This window comes from Saccharopolyspora antimicrobica (assembly GCF_003635025.1).
Taxonomy (GTDB): Bacteria; Actinomycetota; Actinomycetes; order Mycobacteriales; family Pseudonocardiaceae; genus Saccharopolyspora; species Saccharopolyspora antimicrobica.
Window position 1 is genome coordinate 429905 of the sequence record NZ_RBXX01000002.1, and the last position, 19707, is coordinate 449611.

20 protein-coding genes are annotated in these 19707 nt (G+C 70.6%); 7 read left to right on the top strand and 13 right to left on the bottom strand.

All coding sequences use genetic code 11. The features are described 5' to 3' along the window. Position 1 precedes the first annotated feature (1 nt). From ATL45_RS02540 to ATL45_RS02550, 3 genes are all read right to left on the bottom strand, one after another. A complete protein-coding gene (locus ATL45_RS02540) occupies positions 2-1234 on the bottom strand; it encodes a sensor histidine kinase (RefSeq protein ID WP_093156284.1) in 1233 nt (410 codons plus the stop codon). Between the two features lie 156 nt (positions 1235-1390). After that, the gene (locus ATL45_RS02545; protein WP_093156286.1) at positions 1391-2020 is read right to left on the bottom strand and encodes an MBL fold metallo-hydrolase; all 630 of its coding nucleotides are present in this window, start codon (positions 2018-2020) and stop codon (positions 1391-1393) included. Continuing rightward, positions 2020-3099, bottom strand: a complete 1080-nt coding sequence (locus ATL45_RS02550; RefSeq protein ID WP_093156287.1) for an S-(hydroxymethyl)mycothiol dehydrogenase — start codon at positions 3097-3099, stop codon at positions 2020-2022. The genes ATL45_RS02545 and ATL45_RS02550 overlap by 1 nt, the downstream gene beginning before the upstream one ends. Before the next feature lie 146 nt (positions 3100-3245). Between ATL45_RS02550 and ATL45_RS02555 the strand changes: the two genes are divergently transcribed. After that, the gene (locus ATL45_RS02555) at positions 3246-4094 is read left to right on the top strand and encodes an SAM-dependent methyltransferase (RefSeq protein WP_093156289.1); all 849 of its coding nucleotides are present in this window, start codon (positions 3246-3248) and stop codon (positions 4092-4094) included. On the opposite strand, the gene ATL45_RS02560 is transcribed toward ATL45_RS02555, so the two are convergent. Further along, the gene (locus ATL45_RS02560; protein WP_093156290.1) at positions 4081-5238 is read right to left on the bottom strand and encodes an MFS transporter; all 1158 of its coding nucleotides are present in this window, start codon (positions 5236-5238) and stop codon (positions 4081-4083) included. The genes ATL45_RS02555 and ATL45_RS02560 overlap by 14 nt on opposite strands. A 280-nt stretch (positions 5239-5518) precedes the next feature. Here ATL45_RS02560 and ATL45_RS02565 point away from each other — a divergent pair, with 280 nt between their 5' ends. Continuing rightward, positions 5519-6982, top strand: a complete 1464-nt coding sequence (locus tag ATL45_RS02565) for an amidase (RefSeq protein ID WP_093156292.1) — start codon at positions 5519-5521, stop codon at positions 6980-6982. Between the two features lie 147 nt (positions 6983-7129). After that, positions 7130-7888, top strand: a complete 759-nt coding sequence (locus ATL45_RS02570) for an SDR family NAD(P)-dependent oxidoreductase (RefSeq protein WP_093156293.1) — start codon at positions 7130-7132, stop codon at positions 7886-7888. A 234-nt stretch (positions 7889-8122) separates the two neighbouring features. Here the strand turns inward: ATL45_RS02570 and ATL45_RS02575 are convergent, their stop codons facing one another. Continuing rightward, the gene (locus ATL45_RS02575) at positions 8123-9316 is read right to left on the bottom strand and encodes an acyl-CoA dehydrogenase family protein (protein WP_093156295.1); all 1194 of its coding nucleotides are present in this window, start codon (positions 9314-9316) and stop codon (positions 8123-8125) included. After that, positions 9313-10494, bottom strand: a complete 1182-nt coding sequence (locus ATL45_RS02580) for a CaiB/BaiF CoA transferase family protein (RefSeq protein ID WP_093156297.1) — start codon at positions 10492-10494, stop codon at positions 9313-9315. Before ATL45_RS02580 ends, ATL45_RS02575 begins: the two co-directional genes overlap by 4 nt. 106 nt (positions 10495-10600) lie before the next feature. Between ATL45_RS02580 and ATL45_RS02585 the strand changes: the two genes are divergently transcribed. After that, entirely contained in the window at positions 10601-11254 is a 654-nt protein-coding gene (locus ATL45_RS02585) for a GntR family transcriptional regulator (RefSeq protein WP_093156298.1), read from the top strand. Between the two features lie 113 nt (positions 11255-11367). Here the strand turns inward: ATL45_RS02585 and ATL45_RS02590 are convergent, their stop codons facing one another. Next, a complete protein-coding gene (locus ATL45_RS02590) occupies positions 11368-12273 on the bottom strand; it encodes an IS5 family transposase (protein ID WP_211841166.1) in 906 nt (301 codons plus the stop codon). Positions 12274-12478: 205 nt separating this feature from the next. After that, entirely contained in the window at positions 12479-13057 is a 579-nt protein-coding gene (locus ATL45_RS02595; protein WP_177242062.1) for a TetR/AcrR family transcriptional regulator, read from the bottom strand. Between the two features lie 100 nt (positions 13058-13157). Between ATL45_RS02595 and ATL45_RS02600 the strand changes: the two genes are divergently transcribed. Continuing rightward, entirely contained in the window at positions 13158-14204 is a 1047-nt protein-coding gene (locus tag ATL45_RS02600) for an alcohol dehydrogenase family protein (RefSeq protein ID WP_093157564.1), read from the top strand. After that, a complete protein-coding gene (locus ATL45_RS02605; RefSeq protein WP_093157563.1) occupies positions 14201-15043 on the top strand; it encodes an alpha/beta fold hydrolase in 843 nt (280 codons plus the stop codon). The genes ATL45_RS02600 and ATL45_RS02605 overlap by 4 nt, the downstream gene beginning before the upstream one ends. Before the next feature lie 56 nt (positions 15044-15099). Here the strand turns inward: ATL45_RS02605 and ATL45_RS02610 are convergent, their stop codons facing one another. The 3 genes from ATL45_RS02610 to ATL45_RS02620 all read right to left on the bottom strand — a co-directional run bounded on the left by ATL45_RS02610 (position 15100) and on the right by ATL45_RS02620 (position 17736). After that, positions 15100-15960 (bottom strand): 3-hydroxybutyryl-CoA dehydrogenase, encoded by an 861-nt coding sequence (locus ATL45_RS02610; RefSeq protein ID WP_093157562.1) that lies wholly within the window; start codon positions 15958-15960, stop codon positions 15100-15102. Positions 15961-16281: 321 nt separating this feature from the next. Beyond that, a complete protein-coding gene (locus tag ATL45_RS02615; protein ID WP_170210146.1) occupies positions 16282-16812 on the bottom strand; it encodes an RICIN domain-containing protein in 531 nt (176 codons plus the stop codon). A gap of 186 nt (positions 16813-16998) precedes the next feature. Next, entirely contained in the window at positions 16999-17736 is a 738-nt protein-coding gene (locus ATL45_RS02620; protein ID WP_093157559.1) for an AAA family ATPase, read from the bottom strand. 133 nt (positions 17737-17869) lie between these two features. Between ATL45_RS02620 and ATL45_RS02625 the strand changes: the two genes are divergently transcribed. After that, a complete protein-coding gene (locus ATL45_RS02625) occupies positions 17870-18322 on the top strand; it encodes a peroxiredoxin (RefSeq protein WP_093157557.1) in 453 nt (150 codons plus the stop codon). On the opposite strand, the gene ATL45_RS02630 is transcribed toward ATL45_RS02625, so the two are convergent. Beyond that, on the bottom strand, positions 18317-18961 hold the full coding sequence (locus tag ATL45_RS02630) for a trimeric intracellular cation channel family protein (protein ID WP_093157556.1): 645 nt from the start codon (positions 18959-18961) through the stop codon (positions 18317-18319). The two genes, ATL45_RS02625 and ATL45_RS02630, sit on opposite strands and share 6 nt — an antisense overlap. 50 nt (positions 18962-19011) lie before the next feature. Next, positions 19012-19599 carry a TetR/AcrR family transcriptional regulator gene (locus tag ATL45_RS02635; RefSeq protein ID WP_093157554.1) on the bottom strand — a complete coding sequence of 196 codons (588 nt, stop codon included), beginning with the start codon at positions 19597-19599 and terminating at the stop codon, positions 19012-19014. Positions 19600-19707: the final 108 nt, after the last annotated feature.

Sequence of the window (19707 nt, forward strand, 5' to 3'; positions counted from 1 at the left end):
TTCAGGCCAGGTCCGAATTTTCCGCGCACGGTAGCACGGCTTCAAGGTGAAATCCGTTCAAAATCGGATGTGCGGTCAAGGTTCCGCCCAGCAGCGCAACGCGTTCCCGCAGACCGATCAGCCCATGTCCGGAAAAATGGGACACCGGCGGTACCTCCCCCGCACCGAGGTGGTTGGTCACCTCGATCCGCAGCGCGCTCGCCCCGTAGTCCAGCAGCACCCGCGCCCGCCCGGAGCCCGCGTGCTTGAGCACGTTGGTCATCGCCTCCTGCACGATCCGGTAGGCGGTCACCTCGACGCCGGAGCCGAGCTCGCGGATCTGACCGCGCCGCTCGAACCGCCACTCCACCTGGCCACCCCGTACCGAGTGGACCAGCGCGTCCACCCCGTCCAGCCCCGGCGTCGGCTGCCAGTCCATCGGGTCCTGCCCCGCGGCGTTGCGGTCGCGCAGCGCGTTGAGCAGGTTGCGCATCTCCCCCAGCGCGCCGCGCGAGCTCTGCTCCAGCTCCTGCAACGTCTGCCGCGCGTGCTCCTGGTCGCGGTCGATGAGCGCCCGCGCGACGCCCGCGCGCAGCGCCACCACCGACAGGTTGTGCGAGACGATGTCGTGGAACTCCCGCGCGATGCGCGCCCGCTCGACGGCCGCCGCGTCCGCGGCCAGCTGATCGCGCGCTTCGTCCAGCATCGTCAGCGTCTGCTCCAGCTGCGCCGCGCGCCGCCTGCCGACCTGCATCGCGCGCGCCCAGCCGACCACCATCACCAGGTTGACCACCCCGCCGGTGATCCGCAGGAAGCTCTCCACCGGCGTCAGCTCGTAGACGATCATCTGGGCGACCGGGAAGATCATCGCGAGCGAGGCGGCCACCACCGACACCGTCAGCGAACCGCGCACGCAGACCGAGTAGATCGCGATCAGGATCGCCAGGTTCAGACCACCGATGTAGAGCTCGAGCAGGGTGAGCGCGACGGTGACCACCAGCATGACCAGCAGCACCGTCCACGGCATCCGCCGCCGCAGCACCAGCATCGCGGTGGCCGGCACGCTCACCAGCAGCGGCCACCACCAGTCCATCCACGGTGGATGCTCGCCGATGGACAGGTCGAAGCCGTGCGCCACCGACAGCACCAGCACGAAGCCGATGTCCCCGAGCACCGCGCGGTGCGCCACGAGCCAGGGCCACAGGCCCGTCGCCGGTTCGGCCGCCGCGGTGCGGCTCAGCGCATGATCGACCATCGGACCTGCCTCACGCGGTGTGCGGATCTGCTCGCGATGCCAACCGTGAGCAGGCCCGGTCGCCGCTCACGGACAAGATCGTGCGCACTGCACCGCGCAGCTTCATCCGCCGAAAGTGGTAACCGGGAACCCTACCCCGTGGTCGGGCCGCGACGATCAGTAACCGCGCGCGACCCACTCGTCGAACTGCGACCGCACCGCGCCGATCGTGGTGCTCTCACCGTGTCCGGGCCGCACCTCGGTGTCCGCGGGCAGCGGCAGCAACCGGTCCCGGATGGATTCGGTGATCGTGCCGAAGTCCGAATAGGACCGCCCGGTCGCACCGGGCCCGCCGGCGAACAGCGTGTCGCCGGTGAACACCACGCCCAGCTCCGGCGAGTGCAGGCACACCGCGCCCGGCGCGTGCCCGGGCGTGTGCAGCACGCGCAGGCCGATCCCGCCGACCTCGACGACCTGACCGTCGGCCAGCTCACCGTCCGGCTGGCGCTCCGGGTGGGTCAGGCGCCACAGCACCATGTCGTCGGGGTGCAGCAGGATCGGCGCGCCGACCGCCTCGGCCAGCTCCGGCGCCCGGCGCACGTGGTCGTCGTGCGCGTGCGTGCACAGCACGGCCCGCACCTCGCGGTCGCCGACCAGCGCGCGGATGGCCTCGACGTCGTGCGGCGCGTCGATGACCACGCACTCCGCGTCGTCGCCGACCACCCAGGCGTTGTTGTCGACGTCGAATGTCTGGCCGTCCAGCGAGAACGTGCCCGAGGTCGTCGTGTGGTCGATGCGCGCGGCCATCAGAAGACCACCACCGAGCGCAGCACCTCGCCGCGTTCCATCCGCACGAACGCCTCCTCCACCCCGTCCAGCGCGATCTCCTCGCTGACGAACTTCTCCAGCGGCAGCCGGCCCTGCTGGTACATCTCCACCAGCATCGGGAAGTCGCGCTCCGGCAGGCAGTCGCCGTACCAGCTGGACTTCACCGCACCGCCGCGGCCGAAGACGTCCAGCAGCGGCAGCTCCAGCTTCATCTCCGGCGTGGGCACGCCGACCAGCACCACCGTGCCCGCCAGGTCCCGCGCGTAGAAGGCCTGCTGGAACGTCTCCGGCCTGCCGACCGCGTCGATCACCAGGTCGGCGCCGAAACCGCCGGTGAGCTCCCGGATCGCCGCCACCGCGTCGGTCTCGGCGGCGTTGACCACGTGCGTGGCGCCGAACTCCCGCGCCCAGTCGAGCTTCTTCGGGTCGCGGTCCACCGCGATGATCCGGCGCGCCCCGGCCAGCGCCGCCCCGGCGATCGCGCCGTCGCCGACACCGCCGCAGCCGATCACCGCCACCGAGTCGCCCGGCCCGGCACCACCGGTGTTGACCGCCGCGCCGATCCCGGCCATCACGCCGCAGCCGAGCAGCCCGGCCACCGCCGGGCGGGCCGACGGATCCACCTTGGTGCACTGCCCGGCGTGCACCAGGGTCTTCTCGGCGAACGCGCCGATGCCCAGGGCCGCCGACAGCGGCTGGCCGTCCAGCGTCATCGGCTGCGCCGCGTTGTGGGTGGCGAAGCAGTACTGCGGCCGGCCGCGCTTGCACGCCCGGCACGTCCCGCACACCGCGCGCCAGTTCAGCACCACGAAGTCGCCGGGCCGCACGTCCTCGACGCCCTCGCCGACCTGCTCGACCACGCCAGCCGCCTCGTGACCGAGCAGGAACGGGAACTCGTCGCTGATGCCGCCTTCGCGGTAGTGCAGGTCGGTGTGGCACACCCCGCAGGCCTGCACCCGGACCACCGCCTCACCGGGGCCGGGATCGGGGACGTCGATGGTCACCACCTCGACCGGCCTGCCCTTGCCTGTCGCCACCACCGCGCGGACGTCGGTCACGAGCACCTCCTGGGAGAAACGCGGGTCACGAGGGACCCATCGTGATATGCGCGCACGACGATCAGCAAGAGCGGCGCGCGAGCGGCCGCTGAACACTCTGCGTTGATGATTGACTACTGTACGATTCCAGCGAGAAGGGGGAGTCCATGGTCGAAACGCGCAAGTCGCCGCCGCGCGAGATGGACATCGTCCGTCCCGCCGCCGCCCGGATCTACGACGCGTTCCTGGGCGGAGGGCACAACTTCGGCGTGGAGCGCGGCTTCGCGGAGCGCATCGAGCAGGCACTGCCCGGCATCGGCGGCTGCTACCAGGAGAACCGCGCCTTCCTGCGCCGGACCGTGGAGTTCCTGCTGGCCCGCGGCGTGCGCCAGTTCCTCGACCTGGGCTCCGGAATTCCCACCATCGGGCACCTGCACGAGGTGGCGCGGCGGCGCACCCGCGACTTCCGGGTGCTGTACGTGGACAACGAGCCGCTGACCGTCGCGCACAGCAAACCGCTGCTGGCCGACGAACCGCGCGCGGACATCCTGCAGGCCGACTGCCGCGAACCGGAGGCGATCTTCCGCTCGCCGGAGGCCCGGGAGCTGCTCGACCTGCGCCGGCCGGTGGGGCTGCTGATGACCTCGGTGCTGCACTTCATCCCGGACTCCGACGACCCGCTCGGCCTGGTGGAGACCTACCAGGACGCCCTCGTGCCGGGCAGCCACCTGGTGATCTCGCACGTGACCGGCACGAACGCGCCGGAAGCGGTGCGGGTGCTGGCCGACTTCTACGCCGAGACCTCCGATCCGCTGCACCCGCGCGAGACCAGCTGGATCGACAAGCTCTTCGGCGACTTCGAAATCCTGCCCCCGGGCACGACCAACCTGGCCGACTGGCGCCCCGATCCCGGCCGACCGACCTCGGCGTCCGACCGGTACCGGCTGCTCTACGGCGGGGTGGCCCGCAAGTCGGCCGACGCGCTCATCCCGGTCCAGCCGGTCAGCGGCGGATGAACAGCAGCAGGACGCCCGCGACGATCGCCGCCGCACCCGCCGCCAGCCAGGCCCCGTCCAGCCCGGCGTGCTCGGCGAGCAGGCCGAAAAGCAGCGGCCCCAGGCTGCCGCCCAGGTAGATGCCGGTCTGGGTGAACGAGGTCGCGCTGGCCACCCGGTCCGGGGCGATCTTGGCGACCGCGAAGTTCAGCAGGCCCGGCCAGGCCCAGCCCGCGCCGAACCCGATGGACACCCCGATCAGGAACGCCATCGTCGAGTGCACGGCCATCAGGCCGAACCCGATCGAGCCGATCAGCAGCATCCCGGAGATGACCCGCACCAGGTCCGGGTTCCGGCGGTCGGCGACCACCCCCGCGCACAACCTGATCAGCAGCCCGGTCGCCGATCCCAGCGACAGCACCAGCCCGGCCGCCGACGGGCTGAACCCGACCTCGACCGCCGTGGTGGTGACGAACGCGCCGAGCGCGTTGGCCGCGGCCGACCCGAGGCCGCCGGAGATCGCCAGCAGCAGGAGCGCGCTCCGCCGCGGGCCGCTCCCGCCGCCCGCGGCCTTGGCCGATCTCGTGCGCTCGGCTTCCGGCAGCCGGGGCACCGCTGCGGCGGCGACCAGGCCGATCGCGCCGGCGATCACGAACACCCAGCGCCAGCCGACGGTCAGCGCCACCGCGGGCACCGCCACGCCCGCCAGCAGCGTGGCGGCCGGGATCGAGGACTGCTTGACGCCGAAGCCCATGCCGCGCCGGTGAACCGGGATCCCTTGCGCGATCAGCAGGTTCGATGCGGGCTGCGCCAGCGAGTTGGGCAGGCCCGCCACCCACAGCACCGCCAGCAGCCAGGCCGCGTTGGGCGCGGCGGCCATCCCGAACAGGCACGCCGAGCTGCCCAGCGCGCCGACCCGCATGCCCAGCCGGGAGCCGATCCGCTCGACCAGCCAGCCCATCGTCCGCGACGAGAGCGAGGCGACGCCGAAGAACCCGGCCGCGCCGACGCCCAGCAGCGCCGCACCGAAGCCGAACTCCTGCTGCAGCTGCACGCCGAGACCGCCCACGAGGAACACCGGGAACACCCCGACGGTGACCACCGCGGCCACCGACGAGAGCACTCTCGCGGTTCCGACGGTCCGCTGCTGCCCGGCGGCTGCCACTGCGCCCTCCTCGGCTCCGAGCGGTGTCTGGTCGACTCAGCCTGAAAACCCGAATGGTTTTTAGCAACGCTAACGTGACGTACGCCTCTGCTCCACCGCTGCGGCCGGGAGGCGGTTGACGTGCGGCCCCACCGAGCGGAAAGGTCGAGAAGAGCCCGTCGGCGAATGCCGTCCGCGCTTGTGAAGCGGCGCCAGCCGCTTGCACCCACCTGCGCAGGACGACCACCGGCGGGTTCTCAGAGCACTAAGGGATGGCCCTAACAGCACAGGAGGACGCAGCGTGTCGGTAGCGCCCGGATCCGGACTGCCCGCATCGAAGATCCCCGGGCTGGTGCTGCTCGACGCGGTCGAACTGTCCTGGCTGATCTCCCGGCGCGAGGTCAGCTGCGTCGAGGTCATGCAGACCTACCTCGCGCACATCGACCGCTTCAACCCGCAGGTCAACGCGATCGTCTCCCGCCGCGACGAGGCCGAACTGCTCGACGAGGCGCGGCGGCGCGACCAGGAGCTCGACCGCGGCGAGCACCGCGGCTGGATGCACGGCTTCCCGATCGCGGTCAAGGACCTCTCCGACGCCGCGGGGCTGCCCACCACGATGGGCTCGCCGCTGTTCGCCGACTCGATCGCCGACCGCGACGAGCTGCACGTGCAGCGGATGCGCGAAGCGGGCGCGATCGTGATCGGCAAGACCAACGTCCCCGAGTTCGGCCTCGGCTCGCACACCTTCAACCCGGTGTTCGGCACGACGCGCAACCCCTACGACACCACGCGCAGCGCGGGCGGCAGCAGCGGCGGTGCCGGAGCGGCGCTGGCGCTGCGGCTGCTGCCGGTCGCCGACGGCAGCGACTTCATGGGCTCGCTGCGCAATCCGGCCGCCTGGAACAACATCGTGTCGCTGCGGCCCAGCTTCGGACGCATCCCGGTCGAGGGCTTCCTCAGCTCGCCCTCCGTGGTCGGCCCGATGGGACGCACGGTGCGGGACGTGGCGATGCTGCTGTCCACGATGGCCGGTCCGGACGAGCGCGCGCCGCTGAGCATCGAGCAGGACCCGGAGCTGTTCGCCGGCCGGCTGGACCACGACTTCGACGGCGTGCGGATCGGCTGGGTCGGCGACTTCGACGGCCACCTCGCCACCGAGCCGGGACTGCTGGAGCTGTGCGCCGAATCCTTCGCCGCCTTCGGCGAGATCGGCTGCGCGGTCGAGCCGGTGGCCAAACCGCTCCCGGTCGAGCAGGCGTGGGAGACGTTCCTGCTGTGGCGGTCGTGGACCGTCGGGCGCAAGCACGCCGAGCTCTACGACGACCCGGCCAAGCGCGCGCTGCTCAAACCCGAGCTGATCTTCGAGATCGAGAACTACCACCGGCTCCAGGTGCCCGACATCAGCCGCGCGCTCTCCGGCCGCGACGAGTGGCACGCGGCGGTGTCGGCGCTGTTCGACGAGTACGACTTCCTGCTCGCGCCGAGCGCGCAGGTGTTCCCGTTCGACGCCGAGCAGCGCTGGCCGCAGGAGATCGACGGCCGCTCGATGGACACCTACCACCGCTGGATGGAGGCGGTGGCGCCGTGGACGCTGTCCGGGCACCCGGTGGTCAACCTCCCGGTCGGCTGCAACCCGGCGGGCCTGCCGATGGGGGTCCAGCTGATCGGCCGCAACCACGCGGAGTGGTCGCTCCTCCAGCTGGCCCACGCCTACGAGCGAGCCACCGACTGGCCCCACCGGATCCTCCCGCCGCTCCTCCGCTGACCTGGCGCGGCGTTGGTTTCGCGCGAAATCGACGCTGCGCCGGGTGCTGCGGGGACGCCTGGCCTCGGCGGGCGATCGCTGGTTCACTTCGGCTGGGCGCGGCGGCACAATCGCGGCGGGATCACGACGTGCGGAAAGGCGGGACGGATGGGCAACGACGTCTTCTCCTTGCAGGACAAGGTCGCTCTGGTCACCGGTGGCGGCCAGGGCATCGGGCTGGAGATCGCCAAGGCCCTGCGCACCGCGGGTGCGCAGGTGGTGATCGCCGAGATCAACCCGGCGACCGGGCAGGCGGCCGCGGAGGCCGTCGGCGGTGAGTTCCGGCAGGTCGACGTCACCGATTCGGCGGCGGTGGCCGGGCTGGTCGAGCGCGTGGTGGCCGAGCACGGCCGCATCGACGTCTCGGTGCACAACGCGGGCACCGTGCGCAACGAACCCGCCGAGTCCACTTCGGACGAATCGTGGCGGCGGGTGCTGGGGCTGAACCTGGACGCGGTGTTCTGGTGCTGCCGCGAGGTCGGCCGCGCGATGCTGGCGCAGGGATCGGGGTCGATCATCAACATCGCCTCGATGTCCGGCCTGATCTCCAACCACCCGCAGCCGCAGGCGCACTACAACGCCTCGAAGGCCGCGGTGATCATGCTGACCAAGTCGCTGGCGGGCGAGTGGGGCGGCCGCGGCGTGCGGGTCAACTCCATCTCCCCCGGCTACACCGGAACGGACCTGCTCAAGGGCGTCCAGGACACCCAACCCGAGTGGTACGCCCAGTGGCTGGCGCAAACGCCGATGGGCCGGGTGGCCGAACCGCGCGAGATCGGCCCGCTGGCGGTGTTCCTGGCCGCCGAAGCCAGCAGCTTCGTCACCGGCAGCAACGTCGTGATCGACGGCGGCTTCACCGTCTGGTGACGGCCGGATCCCACCGTCCCACGCAATTTCAATTGAAATCGACCATCCAATTTCAATTGAAATCGCCCACCCCACCGGCATGTCGGGCACCCGACATGCCGGTGGGGCGTCGGGATCTGCGCGATTTCAATGGAAATCGCACGTGCAACTTCCATTGAAATCGCGTCGACCCCGCGGCCGCCGGTGCGCAGTCCTTCACGACTCGCACCGTCGTGCGAAACGGGCCTGGAAACCTCAGCCGCGGAAGGCGTTCAAACCGGTCAGGGCCTGGCCGATGGTCAGGGCGTGCATCTCGCCGGTGCCCTCGTAGGTCAGCACCGATTCCAGGTTCGTCATGTGCCGGATCACCGGGTACTCCAGGGAGATCCCGTTCGCGCCGAGGATGGTGCGCGCGGTGCGGGCGACCTCCATCGCTCCGCGCACGTTGTCCAGCTTGCCGAAGCTGACCTGCTGCGGGATGAGCTGCCCGGCGTCCTTGCGGCGGCCGAGGTGCAGGGCGAGGAGCCTGCCGTTCTGCACCCGCACCGCCATGTCGGCGAGCTTGCTCTGGGTGAGCTGGAAGCCGCCGATCGGCCGGCCGAACTGCTCGCGGGTGGTCGCGTAGTCCAGCGCCGCCTCCAGGCAGCTGCGGCCCGCGCCGACCGCGCCCCACACGATGCCGTAGCGGGCCTCGTTGAGGCAGGACAGCGGGCCGCGCAGGCCGGTGACCTCGGGCAGCACCGCGTCGGCGGGCAGCCGGACGTCGTCGAGCACCAGCTCGCTGGTCACCGAGGCGCGCAGGGACAGCTTGTGCTTGATCTCCGGCGCGGAGAAGCCCGGCGTGTCGGTCGGGACGACGAAGCCGCGCACGCCCTCGTCGGTCTTGGCCCACACCACGGCCACCGCGGCGATGCTGCCGTTGGTGATCCACATCTTCCGGCCGTTGAGCACCCAGTCGGAGCCGTCGCGGCGCGCCGTGGTGAGCATCGAGGCCGGGTCGGAGCCGTGGTCGGGCTCGGTCAGGCCGAAGCAGCCGATCGCCTCGCCGGCCGCCATCTGCGGCAGCCAGTGCTGCTTGTGCTCTTCCGAGCCCCAGCGCCAGATGGCGAACATGGCCAGCGAGCCCTGCACCGACACCAGCGAGCGCAGCCCGGAGTCGCAGGCCTCCAGCTCCTCGCAGGCGATGCCGTAGTCCACTGCGGACAGTCCGGCGCAGCCGTAGCCCTCCAGGTGCATGCCCAGCACGCCGAGCTTGCCCAGCTCCCGGGCCAGCTCGCGGGCCTGCGGGAACTCCCCGCGCTCGTACCACTCCGCGACGTGCGGCTGCACGTGGTCGCGGCACAGCGCGCGCACGCTGTCGCGGATCGCCAACTGCTCCGCGGTGAATTCGGCGTCGATCCCGAGCGGGTCGCGCGGGTCGAACGCAGGGCGCTTGCCACCGGCACTCATTGCTGGTTCCTCCTGGAAGCGATGGGGGAAAGCGGTTGTTCGGGGTCCTCCAGCCAGGCGAGGACCTCCTTGCCGTGCTCGCCGAGCAACGGCGGCGGCGTCACCTCGGCGCTGCCGTGCGCCGAGAAGTCGATGGGCATGCGCACCTGCGTCGTCGCCCCGTCACCGGGATCGACCAGCGGCCGCAGCCCCAGGGACTCGGCGTAGTGCACCGCCTGCGCCAGGTCGTTGACCTGTCCGCACGCGATTCCCAAGCCCTGCAACCGCTCCTGCCAGTCGGCCGCGGTGCGGGCGCCGAGCACGTTCTCCAGCTGCCGGACCAGCTCATCGCGGTGGGCGACGCGCTGCGCGTTCGTGGCGAACCGCTCGTCGTCGGGCAGGCCGAGCAGCCCGAGCGCCCCGCACAGCTTGCGGAACTGTCCGTCGTTGCCGACCGCGACGGCCAGGAAGGCGTCCTCGCAGCGCAACGTCTCGTACGGCGCGATGCTCGGATGCCGGTTGCCCATCCGCCGCGGCGCGGTGCCGGTGGTCAGCAGCCCGCTCATCTGGTTGACCAGCGACGCCAGCAGGCTGGACAGCAGGTTCACCTCGACGTGCTGGCCCTCGCCGGTCAGCTCGCGGTGGCGCAGCGCGGCCATGATGCCCAGCGCGGCGTCCTTGCCGGTGAGCACGTCCACCAGCGCCACACCGGCCTTCATCGGCGGCCCGTCGGCTTCGCCGGTGATGCTCATCAGCCCGCCGAGCGCCTGCACCACGAAGTCGTAGCCGGGCAGTTCCGCACCGCCGTCGCTGCCGAAACCGGAGATCGAGGTGTAGATCAGCCGCGGGTTGAGCTCGCGCGCGGCGGCGTGGTCCAGGCCGTGGCGGGCCAGCGAGCCGGGCCTGAAGTTCTCCACCAGCACGTCGGCGCGGCGGACCAGGTCGTGCGCGGCCGCCCGGTCCTGCGGATCGCCGAGGTCCAGGGCGATGCTGCGCTTGCCGCGGTTGACCGATTCGAAGTAGGACGAGCTGTGCTCGGTCCAGGGCGGGCCCCAGGTCCGGGTGTCGTCGCCGGTGCCGGGGCGCTCCACCTTGATCACGGTGGCGCCGAGGTCGGCCAGCAGCATGGTCGCGTACGGGCCGGCGAGCACCCGGCTGAAGTCCGCGACGACCACCCCGTCCATCGGCAGCGTCTCCATGCACCCGCCCTTCCCGTCGCACCAGTGGCTTGCGTCACCCGCGATATTGGATCCAATATACAGTTGTCGGGCAGCCGGTCAAGGACCGGAGAACGGGAGGACCGGGATGCAGCGACCACCCACCACGCAGGAGTTCGTCCTCGGCGAGCTGCGCAGATCCATCGTGTCCGGCGAGCTGGCGCCGGGCCAGCCGATCCGCCAGGACTCGATCGCCCAGGGCCTCGGCGTGAGCCGGGTACCGCTGCGCGAGGCGCTGAAGACGCTGGAGGCGGAGGGCCAGGTCGTCTACCAGCCGCACCGGGGCTACTCGGTGGCCGAGCTGTCGCTGAGCGACCTGCTGGAGGTCTACCGGATGCGGGAGCTGCTGGAGGCGGAGGCCGCCGCGGTGGCCACCGAGCGGTTCACCGACACCGACCTGGCGCGGATCACCGACGCCCAGCAGGACGTTGAGCGGGCAGCTGACGACGGCGATCTGGTCGCCATGATCGCGGCCAACCGCCGCTTCCACTTCGCCCTGCTGGAACCGTCGGGCATGCCGCGCCTGCTGCGCGTCGTGCGCACCCTCTGGGACGCCACCGACGCCTACCGGGCGGTCTACTACAACTCCGACGCCAACCGCACCCGGGTCCGGCACGAGCACGACGGGATCGTGGCCGCAGCGAAGAACCGGCGAGCCGACGACCTGGTCCGCCTGCTCGACGAACACCGCCGCCACGCAGTCGACGCCCTCCGCGGCACCATCACGTCCGAAGTAGACTGACTCATCGACCGACCGCACGACCCGCGAAAGCGCCGTGCCCCTTGAAGGTTTCGCCTGAAATCGCCCCCGCTGCTCCGTTTCCGCTGGTGGAGACCCGTGAGTACTTTGTGGTGCTATAGAGGTTGTTTTGGATCTTGTTGGGTGGTGTGTGGTAGGCGGGCGAGTCTGCGTGTCATGTGGATGATGGCGGCCCAGCAGACGATGGTGGCGTGGTGTTCGGGGAGGCGTTCGTAGTCGCGGGCGCAGCGTCGTCGTCGGCTGATCCAGGCCAGGGTGCGCTCGACGACCCAGCGGCGAGGCAGGACTTGGAAGCCTTTCTGTCCGGGGTGTCGGTAGACGATGTTCACGGTCAGGCCGAGGACGTTGTTGGCGTGTTCGGTGAGGGGTCCTTCGTAGCCTTGATCGGCCCAGACGTGTGTGAGTCCGCGTGAGGCGGCTCCGTGGAGTGCGGGCCAGGCGGCGTCGCGGTCCTGGACGTTGGCGGGGGTGATCACCACGGAGACCAGCAGGCCGAGGGTGTCGGTGACGATGTGGCGTTTGCGGCCGTTGACTTTCTTGTGGGGGTCGAACCCGCTGCTGTGGCGGGGCACGGTGGCCTCGGCGGTCTTGTGCACCGACTGGGAGTCGATGCAGCCGGCGCTGGGACGGGCGTTGCGGCCCAGGGCGGTGCGCAGCCGTCTGCGCAGCGTGTCGAGGAGGTGATGGGTGGCCAGATTGCGGGACCAGCGGCGCAGCATGCCGTAGACGGTCTGCCAGGGCGGGAAATCGGCGGGCAGGTTGCGCCATTTGTTGCCGTTGTCCACCACGTAGAAGATCGCGTCGATCATGGTGCGGCGGGAGTGTTTCTCCGGCCGTCCACCCAGCCCGGTGGTGGTCAACGGTGCCGGGAGCAGGGGTTTGAGGATCTCCCACTGGGCATCGGTGAGATCCGAGGCGTAGCGGCGTCGGCGGGTCCAACAGCCGCACGTGCAGCGGCACCCCCGCCGATCGACGGCGACAGGTACAGGGTTCAATGGCATGGCGGGTTCTTGTGATCGCAGGCTTAGACAACCTCAGCGATAACAAGAACCCGCCCTGCTTTTCAGCCCCTGAGCCCCACCCGTGATGATCTTGAGCCCATATCACAACCACCCAACCCAAGATCCAAAACAGCCTCTATAGCACCACAAAGTACTCACGGGTCCTGACCAGTGGAAACGGAACATCTCGCGGTGGAACCAGGGCTCAGGCCGCGAGCAGGACTTCGGCCGTGCGCCGCGCGTGGTCGACCGCGCCCGGGATGTCGGCCGATGCCACGATCGTCGCGCCTTCGTAGAGGAGCAGGGCGCTGTCCGCGAACTGCGCGGGCTCGGCGACTCCCGCCAGCGCCGCGAGCTCTTCGAAGTAGTCCCGCATCCAGCGCTTCTGCCCGATGACCACCGCTCGCCCGGGGTGGTCCGCCTCCGGCATCTCCGCCAGCGCGTTGACGAAGGCGCAGCCCCGGAAACCCGCGCGATCCATCCACGCGCCGAGCGCGTCGAAGACGGCCAGCAGCTCGTCGCGAGGCCCGCTCGCGCGCTCCGCCACCCAGTTCCGCAGCCACTCCCGCCAGCGCTGGTCGCGCTCGACCAGGTACGCGGTGACCAGCCGTTCCTTCGACCCGAAGCAGGCGTAGAGCGTCTTCTTGGTCACCCCGGCCCCGGCCGCGATGGCCTCGACGCCGACCGCGTGGATGCCCTCGGCGTAGAACAGCTCGGCCGCGACGTCGAGCACCCGCCGCCCCGCCGGGGTCAGCCTCTCCAGCAACTCCGCCACTTCCGCCATGCCGTCGACTATACCGACCGGTGGGTTGACACCAACCGCACCGATGCGCCTATCGTGGTAACCACACCGGTCGGTATACCTCGATGGGAGAGTGCCTCACATGCGCGCAGTGCTGCTCACCGGCTTCGGCGGACCGGAGAAGCTGGAGTACCGCGAAGACGTGCCCGCGCCGCAGGCCGGACCGGGCGAAGTCCGGATCAGGGTCGCGGCGACGGCCATCAACAACACCGACATCTGGACCCGCGAAGGCGCCTACGGCACACCGGACGACCCGGCGGACACCGCGGGCTGGCGGCGCGAGCCGCTGGCGTTCCCGCGCATCCAGGGCGCCGACGTGGTCGGCCGCATCGACCAGGTGGGGCCGGGCGTGCCGAGTTCGCGGCTCGGCGAACGGGTGATCGTCGACCCGATGCTCTACACCGGCGGCGAACGCGAGCTGGTCGACACCGAGTACCTGGGCAGCGAACGCGACGGCGGGTTCGCCGAGCACACCACCGTCCCCGCCGGCAACGCCCACGCGATCGAAAGCCCGCTCAGCGATGCCGAACTCGCGACCTTCCCCACGGCCTACGCAACCGCGATGCGCATGCTCAACCGAGCGAGCGTCCACGACGGGGAGACCGTGGTGGTCACCGGAGCGTCCGGTGGCGTCGGCTCAGCGCTGATCCAGCTCGCGACCTCGCGCGGCGCGCGGGTGATCGCCGTGACCAGCGCCGCGAAGCGCGAGCAGGCGCTGCAGCTCGGCGCGCACGCGACGGTCGACCGCAACTCGCCGGACCTGCACGCGGCGGTTCGCGCGGAAGCCGGGGCGGTCGACGTCGTGGCCGACGTGGTCGCGGGCCCGGCGTTCCCGCAGCTGCTGCGCATGCTCGCCCCGCTCGGCCGCTACGTGGTCGCGGGCGGCATCGCCGGGCCGCTGGTGGAGACCGACCTGCGCACCGTCTACCTGCGGCAGCTGCAGCTGATCGGTTCCTCCTTCGGCACCCACGAGGACTTCGCCCAGCTGATCGGCCACATCGAGCGCGGCGAGCTGACCCCGCTGCTGGCAGGCACGCACCCGCTGCGCGAACTCCGCGAAGCGCAGCGCGCCTTCACCGCCAAGAACTTCTTCGGCAAGCTCGTCATCACCGTGGAGGAAGCCGCATGATCCTCACCGAGGACATCCTCGTCGACGGCGTCCGGCTGGCCCACCGGCACACCGCCGGCAGCACCGGCGAGACGCTGGTGTTCCTGCACGGAACGCCGTCGCACTCCCACATCTGGCGCGACGTGGCCCCGGCCTTCGAAGCCGACGGCCACGAGGTCCTGGTCTACGACCTGCTGGGCTACGGCGCCTCGGAACGCCCGGTCGACCGCGACACCTCGGTCACCGCGCAGGCCGACTTGCTGGAGAAGCTGTTGGTGCGGCTGGGAATCCGGCGCTGCACGCTGATCGCGCACGACATCGGCGGCGCGGTGGCGCAGATCTTCACCGCGGCGCACCCGGATCGCGTCGCGCGGCTGGCGCTGATCGACTCGGTCAGCTACGACTCGTGGCCGTCGAGCACCTGGCGGGAGATCATCCGCGATCACCTCGACGACCACGCCGCGATGCCCCAGCACGACTTCGAAGCCCTGCTCACCCGCCAGCTGACGATGACGGTGGCCGATCCGGCCAGGATGACCGGCGAAACCCTGGAGGCCTACTTGCGTCCACATCGGACACCGGTCGGCCGGGCGTCCTTCTTCGAGCACCAGGTCCGCCACTACGACTCGACGCCGACCCAGCGGGTGGCACCGCTGCTGAAAACCCTGCGCATCCCGACGCACGTCATCTGGGGCGCCGAGGACCGCTGGCAGCCGGTGGCCTACGCCGACCGCCTCACCCGGGACATCCCGGCGGCAACCCTCGCCGCGATCCCGAACGCGGGTCACTTCCCGATGGAGGACGATCCGGCCCGCATCGTCGAAGAGCTCCGCACGCTCCTGTCGCGCGAAGCGAGCTGAACGAAGGGTGTCTTCGGGCAAGCGACTTGCCCGAAGACACCCTTCACCGCCGGGGATCAGCTGTAGTCGTAGAAGCCCTTGCCGGACTTCTTGCCCTTCAGGCCCGCCTCGACCATGCGGCGCAGCAGCGGCGGCGCGATGAAGTTCGGGTCGCCGTACTCCTCGTGCATCGAGTCCGCGATCGCCTTGAGGGTGTCCAGGCCGACCAGGTCCGACAGGCGCAGCGGGCCCATCGGGTGGGCGCAGCCCAGCACCATGCCCTTGTCCACGTCCTCGGCGGTGGCGAAACCGCCCTCGACCATCCGGATCGCCGACAGCAGGTAGGGCACCAGCAGGGCGTTGACGACGAACCCGGAGCGGTCCTTGGCCCGGATGGTCTCCTTGCCGAGCTGCTCGGTGGCGAACACCGCGGCCCGCTCGACCGTCTCCTCGGAGGTCAGCAGCGAGGGCACCAGCTCGACGAGCTTGAGCACCGGGACCGGGTTGAAGAAGTGCACGCCGAGCACCTGCTGCGGGCGCTTGGTGGCGCCGGCCAGCTTGGCGATCGGGATGGACGAGGTGTTCGACGCCAGGATCGCGTCCGGATCGGACACCACCTTGTCCAGCTCGGCGAACAGCTTGGTCTTGAGCTCCTCGTCCTCGGCGATGGCCTCGATGACCATGTTGCGGTCGTCGAGGTCGGCCAGCGTCGTGGTGAAGTGCAGGCGGGACTGCGCGGCGTCGCGCTCGGCCTCGGTCAGCTTGCCGTTCTGCACCGCGCGGTTCAGCGACTTCCACAGCCTGGTGCGGCCGGCGCGAGCGGCTTCGTCGCTGACCTCGCACACGATCACGTCGAGACCGGCCCGGGCACCGACCTCCGCGATGCCACCGCCCATCTGCCCGCCGCCGATGACTCCCAGGCGCTCGATCTTCGTCACCACACGATCCTTCCCGCTTCCGGCTGCGCTGCCCTACGTCCGGCCGATCATGCCAGCTACGGCGGTTACTGACCGGTAAACAGTGCGCTAGACCACGCCGATCGCACGATGGCGGGAAAGGTGGTCGACGCGGAGCCGGCCCTGACCCCCAAGGCTTCTCCGGCTCCGCGCGGTCGAACCCCCCGATCCGACCCTGACCCCCGAAACGCCTTCAGATTACCGCACGGTCCGTGCATGAATGCATGCGCTCCGAACATCAGTCGAGCGTGCGGAGCACGCGCGCCCCGCGCCGGAGTCCGGCGCGTGCGATGTCGCGGCCGCTCAGGCAGGTGGGAAGTTCCACTGCTGGGTCAGCGCTCCGGAATCCTGGTCCAGGACCGCCCAGTAGTTGGCGCCCGTGTTGAACGGGGTCACGACGCGACCGTCCGAGCGCGAGACGATCCGGTACCCGTTGCCCGCGGGCGGCAGGTTCCACTGCTGGTTGAACGCCTGGCTGCACTCCTGCTGCACGACCGCGGTCCGCCCGTCGGGCGCGGTGTAGTTGCCGACCGCGAGGCACTTGTTCGTGTCGACGTTGCGGATCTGGTAGTAGCCGTTGTCCAGGAACTGCAGCCGCCACAGCTTCCCGCCGGGAGCTTCCTCGACGGCGATCGCCCAGACGACGATGTTGTCCGCCTTGTTCGCGCCGTACCCGGTCGGGATCAGCTTCTGACCCGAGCTCACGTTGACGATGCGGACAGCGGTCTGCCGCGGCTCAGCGGCGTCCTGATCGGCTTGTGCGGAGAACGCCCCTCCCGCCGGGAGCAGCAGGAGCGCGGCCAGCGACGCCACCGCGGAGAATCGGAAGCGCATCGGCATTTCCTCTCTGGGATCGGGGGCACCGGCGGACACGACCTCCCGCCGTCGTCCAGCGCCCACGATCGCCCCGTCCCCCACCACCCGCCGGACGAGCACGGCCAACGGGTGTCCCCCACCCGCAGCGCTACCCCTGCTCGGGCGAAAACCCGCTGCTCCCAGCACGAATCGGGCGAGCCCGGGTCACCCGGTGATGTGGCGCAGGTAGAGAGCGGGGTCGGTGAGGTAGCGGCGCCAGTGGTCGACGAGGCCGAGGTCCTCCCACTTCACCCGGCGGATGCCGTGCTCGCCCACTTCGACGATGTCGGCGCCCGGCGTGGCGGCCAGGACCGGTGAGTGCGTCGCGCAGACCACCTGCGCGCCGGTGCGGGCCAGCTCGTGCATCAGGCCGACCAGCTTGAGGCAGGACTCGAAGGACAGCGCGGCCTCCGGCTCGTCCATCACGTAGAAGCCGCGTTCCCGGAACATCGCCTCGAACACGGCCAGGAAACCCTCGCCGTGCGACATGGTCGAGGTGTCGTCCGCCCAGTAGCCGTGGAGGCCGCTGACCGCGTTCATCATCCCGAACGCGGTCTCCGCCCGCAGGAAGAACCCCTTGCGGCGAGACCGCGGTCCGGTGATCATCCGGCTCCCGGCCGGGGTCGTCTCCAGCGCCAGGACGTCGCCGAGCGGAGTCCTCGGCCGGTCGTTGACGTACTTGCGCCCCGCCCGGCCGCCGTGCGAGTCGAGCTTGAAACCCTCCGCGATCGCCTCGACCAGCGTGGACTTCCCGGAGCCGTTCTCACCGACCAGCATGGTCACGGGCGCGGTGAACACCAGCCCGCGCTCGGCGAGCTCGGCGACGCACGGCACGGTGTAGGGCCACCTGCCGAACGACTCGGGACGCTTGCTGTCGGGGATGTAAGCGCGGCGGACGAGCATGGACCTTCCCGGGTAGCAGTGGGGAGCACGACCGGTGCGGATCGCCCCGCCCGAGCCTCGCACACACCCCGGACGACGATCGGCTGCGAGGCCATACTCTGGGAGCTCGGGTTCTGTCGTGGGAGGAGCGAGGATGCGGGAAGGCGATGTGGTGGGCGATTTCGCCCTGCCGGATCAGGACGGGGCGGAGCGGAAGCTCTCCGAGCTGGTCGCCGGCGGGCCGGTGGTGCTGTTCTTCTACCCGGCCGCGATGACCACCGGGTGCACCGCGGAGGCCTGCCACTTCCGGGATCTGGCCGCCGAGTTCGGCGAGCTCGGCGCGCAGCCGGTGGGGATCAGCGCCGACCAGATCGGCAAGCAGCAGCAGTTCGCCGCGGCGCACGGCTTCGGCTTCCCGCTGCTGTCCGATGTCGACGGTGCGGTCGCGCGGCAGTTCGGCGTCAAGCGCCGGTTCGGGCCGATCCCGGTCAAGCGGCACACCTTCGTCATCGACGAGCAGCGCCGGGTGCTGGCGGTGATCCGCAGCGAGTTCCGCATGGGCCTGCACGCCGACAAGGCGCTGGAAGTCCTCAAGCAGCGCTCATAGCGCCGCTCCGCCGCGGGCCAGCGGCGCGCGCCAGCCGAAGCGCAGGGCCAACAGCCGCACCACGATCGCCAGCAGCGCCGCGAAGGCGCTGGTGATCGGCGTCAGCGCGCCGGTGACCGCCAGCAGGGCGACCAGGCCGCTGCCCAGCAGCGCCGGCACCGCGTAGATCTCGCTCTCCGGGTGCAGCAGCGCCGGGACGTCCCCGGCCAGCACGTCGCGGATGGCGCCGCCGCCGATCGCGGTCGCGGCGCCGAGCGCGATCGCGGCCAGCGGGTGCATGCCGAAGTTCAGCGCCTTGATGCTGCCCGCCACGCAGAACACGCCCAGCCCGATCGCGTCGAAGAACAGCACGAACCGGCGGATCCGGGCCAGCCGGGGATGCCAGAAGAACACCACCACCGAGGCGATCAGCGGCGTGGTGAAGTAGGCGATGTCGGTGAAGGCCACCGGCGGCACCGCGCCGATCACCAGGTCCCGGAACACCCCGCCGCCCAGCGCGGTCACCTCGGCCAGCACCACGATGCCGACGACGTCGAAGCGCTTGCGCACGGCGAGCAGCGCACCGGAGAGCGCGAACGCGAAGATCCCGATCAGGTCCAGGACTTCCTGCACCAGCGGGTTGAGGATCGCGGTGACCACCGGACGGTTCTACCTCCCCGCCACCGCCGGTGCACCCGCGCCCCGGTCCGTCATGCCTCCTCGGCGGTCTTGGCCGCGATCGCGCGAAGTCCGGCGACGATGTCCTCGGCGCTGGGCGCGCTGTCGGGATCGATCAGCCACTGGATCACGACACCGGCCTGGATCGCGTAGTACAGCGAGCCGACCGTTCTGGCCTGCTCCTCGCTGACGGTGTCCTCGTCCACTCCCTCGAACATCGCGACGTTGCCGGTGCGCGCCGCCTGCATCCCCTGGCGCAGCTGGTCCCGGATCTCGGGCACGTGGTCGACCTGCGTCATCAGGTCGAACGATGCCGCCCACACCTCCCGGTCCGCCTGGAAGCCCTCGATCGTGCTCGCCCAGACGGCGCCGAAGCGGTCCAGGAAGGCCTCGTCCGAGGGCGCATCGGTCCGCAGCCTCGCCTGCTCGCGGTCGCTCCACTGCTCGATCGCGGCGTAAACCGCCTGGTTGAGCAGGTTCCGGATGCCGCCGTAGTGGTATCCGATCGCGGCGAGGCTGGTTCCGGCGATCTCCGTGATGTCCCGCGCCGTGGTCCGCGCGTAGCCCTTGGTGCGCAGGCACTCCATCGCGGCGGTGAGCAGGTCCTCGCGATTTCCCATGCCGACAGCTTAGAGCAGGGCTCGAACAACCGTCTTGTACAAATGTCTTAGACGTGTGTACCGTCGTCCGCATCACCGCTTCGAGCCCGGTTCCGCCGGTGCTCCGGA

Excerpts from the sequence above, each read along its gene's own strand:
- ATL45_RS02540 (WP_093156284.1), bottom strand. The coding sequence starts at position 1,234 with ATGGTCGATCATGCGCTGAGCCGCACCGCGGCGGCCGAACCGGCGACG.
- ATL45_RS02545 (WP_093156286.1), bottom strand. The coding sequence starts at position 2,020 with ATGGCCGCGCGCATCGACCACACGACGACCTCGGGCACGTTCTCGCTG.
- ATL45_RS02555 (WP_093156289.1), top strand. The coding sequence starts at position 3,246 with ATGGTCGAAACGCGCAAGTCGCCGCCGCGCGAGATGGACATCGTCCGT.
- ATL45_RS02570 (WP_093156293.1), top strand. The coding sequence starts at position 7,130 with ATGGGCAACGACGTCTTCTCCTTGCAGGACAAGGTCGCTCTGGTCACC.
- ATL45_RS02575 (WP_093156295.1), bottom strand. The coding sequence starts at position 9,316 with ATGAGTGCCGGTGGCAAGCGCCCTGCGTTCGACCCGCGCGACCCGCTC.
- ATL45_RS02580 (WP_093156297.1), bottom strand. The coding sequence starts at position 10,494 with ATGGAGACGCTGCCGATGGACGGGGTGGTCGTCGCGGACTTCAGCCGG.
- ATL45_RS02585 (WP_093156298.1), top strand. The coding sequence starts at position 10,601 with ATGCAGCGACCACCCACCACGCAGGAGTTCGTCCTCGGCGAGCTGCGC.
- ATL45_RS02590 (WP_211841166.1), bottom strand. The coding sequence starts at position 12,273 with ATGCCATTGAACCCTGTACCTGTCGCCGTCGATCGGCGGGGGTGCCGC.
- ATL45_RS02595 (WP_177242062.1), bottom strand. The coding sequence starts at position 13,057 with ATGGCGGAAGTGGCGGAGTTGCTGGAGAGGCTGACCCCGGCGGGGCGG.
- ATL45_RS02600 (WP_093157564.1), top strand. The coding sequence starts at position 13,158 with ATGCGCGCAGTGCTGCTCACCGGCTTCGGCGGACCGGAGAAGCTGGAG.
- ATL45_RS02605 (WP_093157563.1), top strand. The coding sequence starts at position 14,201 with ATGATCCTCACCGAGGACATCCTCGTCGACGGCGTCCGGCTGGCCCAC.
- ATL45_RS02615 (WP_170210146.1), bottom strand. The coding sequence starts at position 16,812 with ATGCGCTTCCGATTCTCCGCGGTGGCGTCGCTGGCCGCGCTCCTGCTG.
- ATL45_RS02620 (WP_093157559.1), bottom strand. The coding sequence starts at position 17,736 with ATGCTCGTCCGCCGCGCTTACATCCCCGACAGCAAGCGTCCCGAGTCG.
- ATL45_RS02625 (WP_093157557.1), top strand. The coding sequence starts at position 17,870 with ATGCGGGAAGGCGATGTGGTGGGCGATTTCGCCCTGCCGGATCAGGAC.
- ATL45_RS02635 (WP_093157554.1), bottom strand. The coding sequence starts at position 19,599 with ATGGGAAATCGCGAGGACCTGCTCACCGCCGCGATGGAGTGCCTGCGC.